Annotated in this window: 15 protein-coding genes and 1 tRNA gene; 15 read left to right on the top strand and 1 reads right to left on the bottom strand. The window is 68.3% G+C overall.

Annotation, left to right across the window (positions count from 1 at the left end):
• Nucleotides 1–3 precede the first annotated feature (3 nt).
• From merF to TH2_RS19845, 15 genes are all read left to right on the top strand, one after another.
• Complete coding sequence (gene merF, locus TH2_RS19915; RefSeq protein WP_008892254.1) at nt 4–258, top strand: mercury resistance system transport protein MerF; 255 nt, start codon at nt 4–6, stop codon at nt 256–258.
• Complete coding sequence (gene merA, locus TH2_RS19910) at nt 255–1,700, top strand: mercury(II) reductase (RefSeq protein WP_008892253.1); 1,446 nt, start codon at nt 255–257, stop codon at nt 1,698–1,700. The genes merF and merA overlap by 4 nt, the downstream gene beginning before the upstream one ends.
• An 8-nt stretch (nt 1,701–1,708) precedes the next feature.
• Entirely contained in the window at nt 1,709–1,924 is a 216-nt protein-coding gene (locus TH2_RS19905) for a hypothetical protein (RefSeq protein WP_008892252.1), read from the top strand.
• A gap of 68 nt (nt 1,925–1,992) precedes the next feature.
• Entirely contained in the window at nt 1,993–3,345 is a 1,353-nt protein-coding gene (locus TH2_RS19900; RefSeq protein ID WP_008892251.1) for a dihydrolipoyl dehydrogenase family protein, read from the top strand.
• Between the two features lie 196 nt (nt 3,346–3,541).
• Nucleotides 3,542–4,000 (top strand): MerR family DNA-binding protein, encoded by a 459-nt coding sequence (locus tag TH2_RS19895; protein WP_008892250.1) that lies wholly within the window; start codon nt 3,542–3,544, stop codon nt 3,998–4,000.
• A complete protein-coding gene (locus TH2_RS19890) occupies nt 3,997–4,749 on the top strand; it encodes a cytochrome c biogenesis CcdA family protein (protein WP_008892249.1) in 753 nt (250 codons plus the stop codon). Before TH2_RS19895 ends, TH2_RS19890 begins: the two co-directional genes overlap by 4 nt.
• Before the next feature lie 14 nt (nt 4,750–4,763).
• The gene (locus TH2_RS19885) at nt 4,764–4,982 is read left to right on the top strand and encodes a heavy-metal-associated domain-containing protein (RefSeq protein WP_008892248.1); all 219 of its coding nucleotides are present in this window, start codon (nt 4,764–4,766) and stop codon (nt 4,980–4,982) included.
• Nucleotides 4,979–5,659 (top strand): cytochrome c biogenesis protein CcdA, encoded by a 681-nt coding sequence (locus tag TH2_RS19880; RefSeq protein WP_008892247.1) that lies wholly within the window; start codon nt 4,979–4,981, stop codon nt 5,657–5,659. The genes TH2_RS19885 and TH2_RS19880 overlap by 4 nt, the downstream gene beginning before the upstream one ends.
• Nucleotides 5,656–7,125 (top strand): hypothetical protein, encoded by a 1,470-nt coding sequence (locus TH2_RS19875; protein WP_008892246.1) that lies wholly within the window; start codon nt 5,656–5,658, stop codon nt 7,123–7,125. The genes TH2_RS19880 and TH2_RS19875 overlap by 4 nt, the downstream gene beginning before the upstream one ends.
• A gap of 9 nt (nt 7,126–7,134) precedes the next feature.
• Nucleotides 7,135–9,675: a heavy metal translocating P-type ATPase gene (locus TH2_RS19870; RefSeq protein WP_008892245.1), complete on the top strand. Its 2,541-nt coding sequence runs from the start codon at nt 7,135–7,137 to the stop codon at nt 9,673–9,675.
• A gap of 49 nt (nt 9,676–9,724) precedes the next feature.
• A complete protein-coding gene (locus TH2_RS19865) occupies nt 9,725–10,249 on the top strand; it encodes a MerR family transcriptional regulator (RefSeq protein WP_008892244.1) in 525 nt (174 codons plus the stop codon).
• A complete protein-coding gene (locus tag TH2_RS19860) occupies nt 10,246–10,845 on the top strand; it encodes a gamma-glutamylcyclotransferase (protein WP_008892243.1) in 600 nt (199 codons plus the stop codon). Before TH2_RS19865 ends, TH2_RS19860 begins: the two co-directional genes overlap by 4 nt.
• On the top strand, nt 10,842–11,900 hold the full coding sequence (locus TH2_RS19855) for a lysylphosphatidylglycerol synthase transmembrane domain-containing protein (RefSeq protein ID WP_008892242.1): 1,059 nt from the start codon (nt 10,842–10,844) through the stop codon (nt 11,898–11,900). Before TH2_RS19860 ends, TH2_RS19855 begins: the two co-directional genes overlap by 4 nt.
• Nucleotides 11,887–13,152: an MFS transporter gene (locus tag TH2_RS19850; protein WP_008892241.1), complete on the top strand. Its 1,266-nt coding sequence runs from the start codon at nt 11,887–11,889 to the stop codon at nt 13,150–13,152. The genes TH2_RS19855 and TH2_RS19850 overlap by 14 nt, the downstream gene beginning before the upstream one ends.
• A complete protein-coding gene (locus TH2_RS19845) occupies nt 13,143–13,709 on the top strand; it encodes a gamma-glutamylcyclotransferase family protein (protein WP_008892240.1) in 567 nt (188 codons plus the stop codon). Before TH2_RS19850 ends, TH2_RS19845 begins: the two co-directional genes overlap by 10 nt.
• Before the next feature lie 88 nt (nt 13,710–13,797).
• Here the strand turns inward: TH2_RS19845 and TH2_RS19840 are convergent.
• Nucleotides 13,798–13,874 (bottom strand) — tRNA-Met (locus TH2_RS19840).
• Nucleotides 13,875–13,994 lie beyond the last annotated feature (120 nt).

Below are 13,994 nucleotides of genomic sequence, written 5' to 3'. Positions count from 1 at the left end.
GTGATGGCGCTGGACGATCGCAAGGTTCTCGCCACGGGAGTTGTCGGCTCCGTCGTCGCGGCGATCTGCTGCTTCACGCCGGTGCTCGTCGTGGTACTCGGCGCCGCCGGGCTCGCGGCCTGGCTCGGATGGATCGACTACGTGCTGCTGCCCGCGCTCGCGCTTTTCCTAGGAATTACCGCCTACGGCCTGTATCTGCGCCGCTGCCGCGTGAAAGCCGCGGCCGCCGCAACATCGAACCCGGAGCATTCGACATGACCCTGATGACCGACGACTGCTGCACCACCGGCCAGACCGGACTCCGCCGCACCTATGATCTCGCCGTGATCGGAGCGGGCTCGGCCGGCTTCTCGGCCGCGATCACGGCCGCCGAGCTGGGCGCACGGGTGGCGCTCATCGGCCATGGCACGATCGGCGGAACCTGCGTGAACGTCGGCTGCGTGCCCTCCAAGACGCTGATCCGGGCAGCCGAGACACTGCACCAAGGCCGCGCGGCTGAACGATTCGCCGGCATCGAGGCCCGCGTCGGGCTTACCGACTGGTCCGCTACCGTCTCGCAGAAGGACGAGCTGGTGGGCGCGCTGCGTCAGGCGAAGTACAAGGACCTGCTCGCGGCGTACGAAGGGATCACCTACGTCGAAGGACGGGCGCGGCTCGCCACTGACGGCGTCCTGGTCGAGGGAGAGCCGCTGCGGGCCGGCAAGGTGGTGATCACCACTGGGGCCCGCCCTGCCCTGCCGTCGATCCCCGGCATCGAGGAGGTGTCCTATCTCACCAGCACCACGGTGCTCGAGATCGCAGAGCTGCCGCGATCGCTGCTCATCATCGGCGGCGGTTATATCGGCTGCGAGCTGGCACAGCTCTTCGCGCGCGCCGGCGTCGAGGTGACGATCGCCTGCCGCCGCGGCCTGCTGCCGGCGGCCGAGCCGGAGGTCGGCACCGCCCTCACCGGGTACTTCGAGGATGAAGGCATCCGCGTGCGAAGCGGGCTCAAATACCGCCAGATCCGTGAGACGGAAGACGGCGTGATCCTGAACGCGCTCGCGGAGGGCAACGACGTACGCCTCGAGGCAGAGCGGGTCCTGATCGCCAGCGGCCGACGACCGAACACGGAGGAGATGGGCCTCGCCGAGGCAGGCGTTGTCCTGTTACCGAACGGCGGCATCGAGGTCGACGAACGCCTGCGCACGACGAAGGCCGGCATCTACGCCGCCGGCGACGTCACTGGCCGCGACCAGTTCGTCTACATGGCCGCCTATGCTGCCCGGCTCGCGGCGGAGAACGCGCTCAACGGCGACAGCCGGCGCTACGACAACGCGGCGATGCCGGCGGTCGTGTTCACCGATCCCCAGGTCGCCAGCGTCGGCCTGACCGAGGCCGCGGCGGGCCAGGCCGGCCACCGGGTCAAGACCTCTCTCCTGTCGCTCGACCAGGTGCCTCGCGCGTTGGCAGCGCGCGACACGCGCGGCCTGATCAAGCTCGTGGCGGAGGAGGAGACGGACCGGCTGCTCGGCGCGCACATTCTCGCGCCCGAAGGCGCCGACAGCATCCAGACGGCCGTTCTCGCCATCAAGCACGGACTCACGGTCGCCGAGCTTGCGGAGACGATCTTCCCCTATCTCACAACGGTCGAGGGCCTGAAGCTCGCCGCCCAGACGTTCACGCGCGACGTGGCCAGGCTTTCCTGCTGCGCGGGGTAACGGGGGCCATGGAGACCGGCGACAAGGTCCTGGCGTTGCTCGGTGCGAAGGTGCTCTGCTGCGTCGCGCTGGTTCTCGCCGCCACCGGTGTCCTGGGAGGGTTTGGCGCCTGGCTGATCGACGGTGCCGGAGGGTGGCTCGTTGCCGGCCTGATCGTTGCGGCCATCGTGGCGCTCATGCTCGGACGCCGACAGGAGCGGACGAAGACGCGCCATCCCGGATGAGGCATCCTATATGAGGCGACAGGAACCTGCCGCTACGCGCCCCGTTTTCGACTCAGGACGAGAATAGGATGACCCAACGTTTCGACCTGGTGGTAATCGGCACCGGCACCGCCGCAAGCGGCGTAGCGAGCCGCTGTCGCAATGCTGGCTGGTCGGTGGCCATTGTCGACGAACGCCCCTTTGGCGGGACCTGCGCGTTGCGCGGCTGCGATCCTAAGAAGGTGCTGCGACGCACGGCCGAGGTGGTGGATGCCGCGCGACTCATGAACGGACACGGAATCACTGGTCCCGCCCCCACCGTAGATTGGCCCGCCCTCATGGCCTTCAAGCGGAGCTTCACCGATCCGGTCCCCAATGCGCGGGAAAAGGCCTTCGCGGACAAAGGCATCGCCACCTTCAAGGGTACAGCGCAGTTTATTGGCGAAAACACGATTTCCGTCGGCGAGGACCGGCTCGAAGCCCGATACATCGTGATCACAAGCGGGGCGAAGCCGGTGCCGCTCTCCATGCCCGGTGCCGAGCACGTCATCACCAGCGACGACTTTCTGGAGCTGGAGGCGCTGCCGAAACGTGTGCTTCTGATCGGCGGCGGGTACGTTTCCTTCGAGTTCGCCCATATCGCCGCACGCGCCGGTGCCGAGGTGGTCATGGTCGACCGGGGCGAACGGCCGCTCAAGGCGTTCGATCCCGACCTCGTCGACATGCTGGTCGACCGCACGCGGGCCCTCGGCATCACCTTCCGCGCCAAGGCCGAAGTGACGGCGATCGAGCAGGCGAACGGCGGGCTTGGCGTCATTGCCAGGATCGACGGCGCCGAAGAGCGGTTCGAGGCGGACCTCGTCGTGCACGGCGCCGGCCGGGCCGCGGCGATCAGCGCGCTGGAGCCCGACAAGGCGAACGTCAAGGCGGACGGTACGGGCGTCGAGGTCAACGAGTATCTGCAGAGCCTCACGAACCCGGCGGTCTATGCCGCCGGCGACGCCGCGGCGACAGCGGGGCCGCCGCTCACGCCGGTCGCCAGCCTGGAGGCCAAGGCGGTGGCGGCGAACCTGTTGGAAGGAAACCACGCCACGCCCGACTACACCGGCGTGCCGAGCGCCGTGTTCACCGTTCCCGAATTGGTGCGTGTCGGTCTGAGCGAAGCCGACGCAACGGCGCAGGGCCTCGAATTCGAATGCAAATTCTCAGACATGCGGGGCTGGTTCTCCGTCCGTCGCGTCGGAGAAACCCACGCCGCGGCGAAAGTGCTGGTCGAGCACGGATCGGGACGGATCCTTGGCGCGCACATCCTCGGGCCGGAAGCGAGCGAGACCATCAACCTCTTCGGCCTCGCCATGCGCACCGGGCTAAAGGCGGAAGACCTCAAGGGCCTGGTCAGCGCCTATCCGTCGGCAGGCTCGGATATCGGCTCTCTGATCTGACGCCGCGCTCGTCATGGTCTGAGACAGGCGCAAAGCCTTCCACGGCGCTGGAAGCGCTTCCCAGGTCGATGTAGCGTTCCTGACCGGCTTCCCGACGGAATAACCACCGTCTCTCCTTTCCCGGCACGACTCCGATCCCTTGACTCTGTACCGTGGTACGGAGCGTAGGCTTCAATGAGCGATCGAGGTGAGAGACATGATTGGCATGACCATCAGCAGGGCCGCGCAGGCGGCCGGCGTTGGCGTCGAGACGGTCCGCTTCTACGAGCGCAAGGGCCTGATCGAGCAGCCCCCGAAGCCCGCCGCCTCAGGCTTTCGGAGCTATCCCGACGAGACCATCGAACGCATCCGCTTCATCCGGCAGGCGCAAGAGCTGGGCTTCTCGTTGCGCGAGGTCCGGGAGCTCCTGGAGCTGCGCGCCGATCCCGAGGCGGATGCGGCCGACGTCCGGGCCCGGGCTACGGCGAAGCTCGACGACGTGAACGAGAAGATGCGCCAGCTCCAGCGCATCGGACAGGCCTTGGAGGCACTGATCGCGTCTTGTCCCGGCCACGGCGAGCTCGGCTGCTGCTCGATCATGGAGGCGCTGGAAGGTCACCAAAAGGCGGACGTCGGGGCCACGGAAGCCGTTGATACAAAGCCAAGATCAGGATGACGGAGCTCCTTGCGCAGTTTCAGGCGCTTCCGGCGATCTCCCTCGCGGCCTTCGCGCTGGTGGCGGCCGCCGGCCTGCTCATGGGCTTGGCCCCGAGCTCGGTGCCGCTGGCCTCGGTGGTCGTCGGCTCGGTCGCCGGGCGTGGAACCGGGGAGACCGCACCGACGGCGCGTCGGGGGCTCCTGTTCGCCGGCGGGTTCGTGCTCGGCATCGCCACGGTGGATGCCGCCATCGGCGGGCTGTTCGGATTCGTCGGCGACGCCGTCATCCGCGTGCTCGCCGGCTCCCTGGCGATCACGAACCTCGTGCTTGCGGGCCTGCTGGTGGCCATGGGCCTCGCGCTCCTGAGAGTCATCCATGTGCCGTGGCTGCGGCTACAGGCACGGCCGCGCGAGGTGAGTTCGTTCGGCGGCGCCTACGCGCTGGGCATCCCCTTCGGGCTCTCCACCTGCCCCGCCTGCACGCCGATGGTGCTTCCCGTCCTCGGCGCCGCAGCAGCAACCGGCGAGGCCTGGGTCGGCGCGGCGCTGCTCTTCACCTTCGGCATCGCGCGCGGCGTGCCGCTGCTGATCGCCGGGGCGGCGACCGGGGCAGCGATGCGCCTGCATCGCGCGGCATTCTGGGCGCCCCGCATCGAGCGCGCCGGCGGCGTGCTGCTCCTGTTGGCGGCCCTCTACTTCCTCTACGAGGGCGCGGCGGCCACCGGCGCGGTGCCGCCGCTGGAATTCCTCCTGGCGGACCTGACGTAAAAAGGAAAACCTCCATGAACACGACGACCTTCAGGATCGATGGCATGCACTGCGACGGCTGCGCCGATCGCATCCGGACACTTCTGGGCAAGGAGCCGGGGGTCCGCGAGGCGCGCGTTTCCTTCGCGGAAGGAGCGGCGGCTGTCCGCTTCAACCCCCATTCGGTGAGCGAGGCTCGGCTTCGCGAGGTCATCGAGACGGGCGGTTTCAATGTGGTCGAGATGACGGCGTGACGGAGTTCGAGCTTCTGAACCTGGTGCTGCTGCCGATTGGGCTCGGGCTGCTCGGCTTCGTCGAGCCGTGCTCGATCGGCTCGAGCCTCGTTTTCGTCAAGTACCTGGAGGGCAAGGACAGGCTTGCCAAGCTGTCGCAGCTCACGGTCTTCGCGCTGACGCGCGGCGTCTTCATCGGTTTGCTCGGGGCAGCAGCGGCCGGGATCGGCACGGCCTTCCTCGGTTTCCAGAAAGCCGCCTGGATCGTGCTTGGCACGATCTATACCGCGATCGGCCTGTTCTACTTGGCGGGAAAGGCCGGGTTCCTGATGCGGACGATCGGACCGCGTCTCTCCGCCCTCTCGGGCGGCAGAGGCTCCGCGACCCTCGGCCTGCTGTTCGGACTCAACATCCCGGCCTGCGCGGCACCGCTCATCTTTGCGCTGTTCGGCGCCGCGGCGGGGGGCGGCGCGGCCGGGCGGCCAATCACCAATGGCTTCGTCTCGCTCGGACTGTTCGGCCTGGCGCTGTCGCTGCCGCTGGTGCTGGCCGCCGCGTTTCAGCCGGCGCGCCGGGCGCTCGACTGGCTCGCCGGCCTGTCGCGCCGCATCCCCGTCTGGACCGGCTTGGTGCTGATCGTCCTCGGCGCGTGGTCGATCTGGTTCGGGTTGTTCGTGAACCTGGAGGACTGGACATGATGGCATGCACGCGCGCTTTCCGCGCCACAGTCGCGGTCGCCGCCGGCGTGGTGATCGCCTCGACCGCGGGCGCTCCCTCCATCAGAGCCGCCGACGACGTCCATTACGGACCGGATACCGTCGACATCGCGGCCCATTGGGCGGCGCGCGCGACCCTCGCCAACGCGGTGATGTTCAGCGGCCTGGGAGAGCCGCTCTCGATCTCCATGTCGACGGCCGACGACATCCTGAAGCATGCAGGTTACATTGCCCGGCCCCCGATGCCCGACATGGCCACCGTCGGGGCCGTTTATGCCGCCGGAAGCCCGGCGCTGAAACAGACGCCCGACTTCTCGGATTTGCAGACATTGCGGTGGGGTCCCGCGAGCTTCGACCGGACGCTGGAGCCGGCCGCCCAGGCCTGGGCGCTGATCAAGATCACCAGCCCGGCGTTCCACCTCAACTTCCATGACGACAAGGCGGACAGGCGCGTCGCGCTGATGATGCTGCCGCAAGCCCGGGCGCAGGCCGAGGTCCTGGCGGAGCGGCTTCTCACCGGCCCGGGCCTGTTCGCGGCCCGTTCTTCGGACGGCACCTTCGCCGAACCCCGCGCCCACGACCAGGCCGTGGTGTTGTGGGGTGTGTCCAACCTGATCCTCGCCGCGACGAGCGAGCGCGAGGACTACTGGCACACGGCCTGGCGCGAGCTCGTCGACGCCGGCGATTATCGCGAGCTGTCGGACCGCGCCCTCGCGGCCGTCGAGCAGTTGCCGCCCAACACCCCCCGGGACCAAGCCCTGGCGATCGAGGCGCTGGGCCGCTACGCGCTCGCCACGAACGACGCGCAACGCCGCGAAAAAGCCCTGACGCTGGCACGTCGCCACGCCAACGCGCTGACGCAGGTACGGAATGTCTCGCTGAGCGATGCCGCGCTTGCCGTCTACGGCCTCGTCGAGGCCGGCCGGCTGCTGCGGGATGACGGGTTCGCGAAGGCAGCGGCCACCGCATTCGAGACCGGGCTGCTTCCGAAGTGGGACGACCGGCTCGGCGCGTTCCGCACGGACGAGCCCGTCAGCTATACGCCGTCCATCACGGCCGCCGTCGTGGCAGCGCTGAATGCGATGCGCTGGCACGGCTCGGGCGATCTCGCGAAGGAAGCAAACCGCCTTTATCCGGGGTTTCTCGAAACGGTTCTGGTCGATGCGAGACTGCAGCTCGCGAGCCCGCTGCCGCTGGTCCCGGCCCGCTACCGCGAGGGCTGGCCCGATACGGCCTTCGCGCATCCGGCGCTGCCGACACCGGAGAAAGCCGGCCTCGCACCGGTCTTCGCCGGCGAGGTCGTACACGAGAACGGGACGTGGCGCGTCTCCGATCGCCGCTTTCGCACGGCAGACGCGATGTTCCTCGCCAACATGCTGGTGATGCCGCACGAGGGACAGGCCGACACGTTCCTGCCCGCGAACCGGCTCGAGAGCCTCGACAGATAGGAGAAGGACATGGCCGAAGCCATCGCGCAACAGGCACGGGACCGGGGCATCGAGAGCCTGCAACTCAAGATCGGGGGCATGAGCTGCTCGTTCTGCACGAACGCGATCGAGCGCGGACTCCGCCGCGAGAAGGGCATCGAGGAGGTGCATGTCTCCCTCGCCCACGAGGAGGCCCTGGTGCGGTTCCGGTCGGACGAGACCGACGAGACGCGGATCAAGGACACGTTGCGCGCCCTCGGCTTCATCGTGCGCGACCCGCGCAAGGTCGGCGGCTTCGACGAGCAACTCGACCTCAAGCGCAAGGAGCGCAACGACCTGATCTCGGCGGCGAGCCTCGCCCTTCTCATGTTCTGCGCGATGGCCGCCATGTGGCTCGGCCTCTGGCAGATGCAGGACTGGCACGCCTGGACGGCGTGGGCGTTCGCCACTTACACCTTCGGCTGGAACGGCCGGCGCATCATCCGTATGGCGTGGGGCGCCGCGTGGCGCGGCATCACCAACCAGCACGTGCTGCTCTCGGTCGGCGCCATCGGCGCCTATATCGGCGGCCTCCTCGGCGCCCCGCTACCGTTCCTCGGCTGGTACGGCTTCGTCGGGTTCCCGCCCGTCGACTTCTTCGGCGTGGTGGTGTTCCTGACCACCTATCACTTGCTGTCCGGCTACGTCTCGCTCGTGGTGCGCACGAAGGCGTCGGAGAGCGTGCGCCGGCTCCTGGAGATGCAGCCACCGACGGCCCGGGTTGTTCGCGACGGCCGGGAAGAGGACGTCGCGATCGACGAGGTCGCGATCGACGACCGCGTCCGCGTGCGCCCCGGCGACCGCATCCCGGTGGACGGCACGGTGGAGGACGGCACGTCGGCGGTCGACCAGTCGATCGTCACGGGCGAGCCGATCCCCGAGGAAAAGAAGCAGGGCGACGAGGTGATCGGCGGCAGCGTCAACCAGACCGGCACGCTGCTCATCCGCGTCACCCGCACCGGCGAGGACAGCTTCCTGCGCCAGGTCGCGCGCCACGTCGAAGAGGCGAAGGCGATGAAGCCGGGGATCATCGTCCTGGTCGACCGGGTGCTGCTCTACTACGTCCCGGCGGTGCTCGGGATATCGGCGGCGGCGCTCCTGTTCTGGGGCTTTGCGCCGCTGGCCTGGGGCGGCGCCATGCAGTGGGTCACGGCGATCTATGCCGCGGTCACGGTGCTCGTGATGGGCTATCCCTGCGCACTGGGCATGGCGACGCCGCTGGCGCTGATCCGTGGTGGCGGCATGGCGGCCGAGCGCGGCATCCTGATGCGCTCGGGCGAGGCGTTTCAGATCCTCAAGGACATAACCCATGTCGTGCTCGACAAGACCGGCACGCTCACCGAGGGCAAGCCGCGGCTCGTCGCCGCCGAGGCAGTCGGTGATTTCGGCCGGGACGAGGTCCTGCGCCTGGCTGCGGGCACCGAGTCGGCCTCGGAACATCCGCTTGCCAGCGCCATCGTCGACGGCGCGGTGGAACAGGGGCTCGAGATACCGCAAGCGCGCGACTTCCAGGCAACGGCCGGGCAGGGCGTCGAGGCGACCGTCGCGGGGCGCCGGGTCCTGGTCGGCACGACCCGCTTCCTGCGCGCGAGCGGGGTCGACGTCGCGCCGGCAGAAGAGATGCTCGACCGGCACGAGGCACAGGCGCACACCGCCGTGCTTGTCGCGGTCGACGGGGTGGTCGCCGGGGTGCTCGCGATCGCCGACGCGGTCAAGCCGGACGCGAGGGATGCCATCGCGGAGCTCAAGGGGCGCGGCATCACGCCGGTCATGCTGACCGGCGACAACGAACGCACCGCCAGGGCCGTCGCCGGTCAGGTCGGTATCGAAGAGGTCCATGCCCAGATCGTGCCGCAGGACAAGGCAGCGCGGGTCCGCGCGCTCCAGGAGCAAGGCGCGCAGGTCGCCATGGTCGGCGACGGCATCAACGACGCGCCGGCGCTGATGCAGGCGCATGTCGGCATCGCCATCGGCGCGGGCACCGACATCGCGATCGAGTCCTCCGATGTCGTGCTGATCGGCGAACGCCTCGGCGCCGTGCCGGAGGCGATCACGATCGGCGGCATGAGCTATCGCAAGACGGTGCAGAACCTGTGGCTCGCGTTCTTCTTCAACGGCGTCGGCGTGCCGCTCGCGGCCACCGGGGTCGTGCATCCCTCCTGGGCCATGGCCGCCATGGCCGCCAGCGTCACCCTCGTGCTCGCCAACTCGTTCGGCGGGCAGGTCTTCACGCGCGGCAAGGCGCGGACAGATCACGTGCCGGAACATCCCAGGCAGGCCCCCGAGGAAAGCCGGAATACTCCTGACACCAATGGTTCGGAGCTCAGGCTCTCGGTGCCGAGCATTCACTGCCAGGGCTGCATCGAGACCATCGAAGCCAACCTGCGGCTCGAGCCGGGGATCGGTCGTATCGAGGGGGACGAGAAGTCGAAGACGATCCGGGTCGCCTACGACGCCGCCGACACCTCCCCGGGCACGATCGAGGCCGCCGTCACAAGACTGGGGCACAGGGTGGAAAAGCGGTCCGTCTGAGGGTTGGACGCTTGAACCTCCCCCCACAGGAGGTTTTATACGAGTGGACATGGAACAGCATTCGACCGGCGGACTCTACTCGATCGGCGAGGCGGCCGAGGCTACCGGCCTGTCGGTGAAGGCAATCCGCCATTATGAAGAAGTCGGCCTGATCCCGCGGCCGCGCCGACACGACGGCAACGCCCGGACGGGCGGCAACCGCCTCTATACGGAATCGGAACTCGCCAGGCTCCGGTTCGTCCGGCAGGCCCGGCATCTCGACTTGGGGCTGGACGAGATACGCCGCCTCCTCGAGATCGCCGAGGAGACCTGCCCGAGCCGGCACCCCGATTATCGTCGGATCCTGACCGGCCACCTGGAGACGGTGACCCGCCGCATCGACCAGTTGAGCGACTTGCAGACGAAGCTAACGACGCTGCTGTCGAAGGATGGATCCGGGCGTGTCCGACGCTGCTCCGGCGACGGCTGTGGCTGCCTCGACGCGGATCCCGCCCCTGGCCGAAAGCGCGCTGGTCGTGAGGCGAACGCCGGCGGAACCCGACAGAGAAAGGGCCGGGACCCCGGTTCGCCATGAACCGGTTGATCTGGTCCGCCCTCCGGAGATGGCTTTATCTGCGCCGCGGCCGCATGCCGCCGGCCGATCTCGACGGGCCGGTGTGGTATTTCGCGTTCGGCTCCAACATGAACGAGCGCCTGTTCCGCGAGCGTCGTCACATGACGCCGATCGAGACCCGGATCGCCCGGCTGGACGGCTACCGCCTGCGGTTCGCCGTCGCAGGGCGGCGAAGTCCACGCACGTCGGCCCGTTTCGTGGAGGTTATCCAGGGGATCGACCAGGTCGCCCCGGGCGGACGCAAGCCGGGCGTCTCGGCTCCGGCCGATATCGTGGAAGCGCCTGGCGAACACGTCTGGGGCGTGCTCTATCTGCTTCCGTTCCGCAAGTTCGTCCGGCTCGACGCGAGCGAGGGGCGGCAGTACGCCTATTTGTGGGTCGACGTCGAGGATCAGGATGGCCGGACAGTCCACGCCCTCACATATTGCGTCCCCTATCCCGCTCCGGAAGGGCGCCCCTCGCGCGGTTATCTGGAGCTGATCCGTACCGCCGTACACGAGCGAGGTATGCCCGAAAGCTACGTCGCTTTCCTGGATCGCGTGGAGCCGCGGCCGTGATCGAGCTGGACGAAACCACCCCCGTGGCGACGCGGCGGCCGCGCCGCCGTTGGCTCAACTGGCTGGGCACGGCGATCGGTCTCGGCCTGATCGCCCTTCTCGCCTGGCGGCTCGACTGGCGCCAGTTCGCCGAGGTGCTGCAATCCGCCCGGCCGGAGTTCGTGCTCGCCACCTTCCTGGCGATCACGCTGGAGCAGGTCATCCGGGGCTGGAAGTGGCGCCAGATCCTGACGCCTGTCTGCGACTGCCGGACATCGCACCTGTTCGGCGCGACCATGGCCGGCTATCTCGCCAACCTCCTCGTGCCGCTCGGCCTCAGCCCCTTCGTCCGGTCGTGGCTCGTCGCCCGCAAACAGAAGATTTCGGTGAGCTGCGCGCTGGCCACGGTCGCCATCGACCGCCTGGTCGACGGGCTGGTGTTCGCGGGCATCGTCGTTGTCGTCGTGCCGGCCGCGGTCATCCCCGACCCGAACGGCAATATCGGCCTCGGCCTCCTCCTGGGCGCCGGCGGCAGCGCGGTGGCGATCGTGGTGGCACTCGTCCTGCTCGTGCACCACAAGCGCCGGTCGGCATCCGGCATCGGGATTCTGCTCGTGCTTGTCGACCGCCTGCCGAAGCGAGTCTCGGTCCGCGCGCGGTCGCTCGCGCTCGCCTTCGCCGACGGGATCGTCTGGCCGCGGGAGCGATGGCGGGGCGCCGCCATCGTAATGGCCAGCATCGTCATCAAGCTGATCGCGGCCTCGCATCTTTTCTGGGCGGGCCTCGCCTTCGGCGTGGTGCTGGAGCCGCTCGTCTATCTCGCCTTGCTGGCGATCCTCGGTTTCATCGTCATTCTTGCGCATATGGCCAGGGTACCCGCCGGCTTCGTCGTTGGCGCCGTGTTCTCGCTCGGCCTCTTCGGGGTCGGGGACGCCACCGCTCTTGCCATGGTCACCGTAGTCATGGCGGCGAACATGCTGGCCGTTGCCCTCTTCGGCGGCTGGGGGCTCTGGGCCCACGGGGTCGGTCTCGGCGATCTCGGCCGGCGGAAGGTCGCGGCCGATGGTAGCCCGTGAACGATCCAGCCGCTTCACGCGCATCGCCACCGCCGGTGCCTTCTTCCAGGGCGGCGCCGCCGCGGTCGATACCGGAACGATCATGGCAAGCCTCGTCCACGGTCTCACCGGCAGCTCCGTCGCGGTCGGCGCGACAGCGGCGATCACCCGCTACGGCTGGCTATTCCCGCAGTTGTTCGTCGCCTGGTTCGCTCAAGCCCGGCGACGGCGCATGCCGTTCTACGCCCTGGGCGCGTTCGGCCGGGTCGCCTGCCTGATCGGCGTTGGCGGCATCGTTCTCATGGCCGGTCCCACGCCAGCGTCTTCGCTGGTTATCGGGTTCTTCACATTGTGGACGCTCTATGCCTTCGTCGGGGGCATCCTCGCGGTCCCCTACAACGACATCGTCGCTCGCTCCATTCCATCGGCCCGGCGCAGCCGTCTCCTGGCCCTGCGGTTCTTCGCGGGCGGGCTGCTGGCCCTCGGCGTCGCCGCCGTCGCCGGGCGGGCGATCGACGCGCTGGCGTTCCCCGCCGGACACGCGGTGGTTCTGCTGACCGGGGCCGGGCTGCTGCTGGTCTCGGCGATCTCCTTCGTCTCCGCCGGCGAGCCATTGGCGCCTGAGCCGAAGCAAGCGACCGGCTTCGGGCAGTTCCTCCGGGAGGGGTTGGACGTGTTCCGGCAGGATCGGCGCTTTCGCCTTTTCGTGGGCGTGCGCTGGCTCGACGGCACCGTCATGATGGCGCTGCCCTTCTACGTGGTGGCGGCGACGCAGGCCGGTGTCACTGCGGCGGAGGTCGCGATGCTGCTCGGCGCGCAGACGGCAGGTGCGCTCCTGTCCAACCCGCTCTGGGGCTGGTGGGGCGACCGGCTCGGCAAGCGGCGACTGCTCGGCGTCACGGCAGCGCTCGCGATCGCGGCGCCGTTGCTCACGGTCCTCTGGATGGGCGTCGTGCCTCCGGGCGGAACCGCCGCCCTTCCCGCCTTCGCGGCGATCTTTCTGGTCCTGGGCGCAGTGAACAACGGCGGCAACATTGCCCATCTGGGATATCTCTGGGAGATCTCGCCGGACGACCGACGGCCCGCCTACAGCGGCTACTTCAATGCGCTCGTTGCGCCGGCGGCGCTGTCGCCGATCATCGGTGCGGCAGTGGTCGAGGCGCTCGGTCTGTCTGCGGTCTTCGTGGCGGGCGCCGTGGCCGCCGTCGGCCAGGTCATCGCCGTCCAGCGCCTGCGCCATATCGAAGAGGAAATGGTGGCGCCATGTTCTTGATCCTGAAACGCGCGCTCCGACGCGGCATCGCCCGGTCGTGGTGGCTGTCCAAGCTCTGGTATCGCCGCTCCGGCCTCCGCGTAGAGGGACAGCCCGCGGATCAGGTGTGGTACTTCGCCTTCGGCGCCAACATGCACGACAGCGCGTTTCGCGAGCGCCGCCGCATGCGGCCTCTCGAGTGGCGGCCCGGACGGATCAGGGACTATCGCCTGCGCTTCAACCTCGAGGGGCGTCCGAAGGGGAAGGCCGCGCCCGCGAATATCGAGCCGTGCCCCGGCGGCGAGGTCTGGGGCGTGCTCTACCGGATCACCCGGCGCGACCTGATCTGGCTGGACAGCACCGAAGGGGTCCCCGGCCCGCGCTACCGTCAACTCTGGGCCGAGGCGGAGGACAGGGAAGGAAACCGCATGCGCTGCGTCACCTATATCGCAGAGGGGAAGGAAACGGATGGTAATCCGTCCCTGCGCTACATCACCCTGCTTCGCGAAGGGGCCCGTGCTCATGACCTGCCGGAGCACTGGGTGCGGTTCCTCAATAATGTGAAGCACGCTGAGTGATGATCAATCAAAAAAACAAAGACCCCACAAGCGGTTAAGCTTGCGGGGCCTCGGTCAGATTTGGATTTCGAGCGAGTTATAACAAAAGTGGTTGCGGGGGCAGGATTTGAACCTGCGACCTTCAGGTTATGAGCCTGACGAGCTACCGGGCTGCTCCACCCCGCGTCAGGGTGATATATCTGTTTTTAAACAGATAACGCCGCTCAAGTTTGAAGCGGCGTTGGATGTTTGGTGTGTGTTGATAGGGAATATGATGCTGTATTTGGAAGGCCCGGCGGTGACCTA

Origin of the sequence: Thalassospira profundimaris WP0211, assembly GCF_000300275.1 — a bacterium.
GTDB lineage: Bacteria > Pseudomonadota > Alphaproteobacteria > Rhodospirillales > Thalassospiraceae > Thalassospira > Thalassospira profundimaris.
This window is presented reverse-complemented; position numbering and strand designations above follow the sequence as displayed.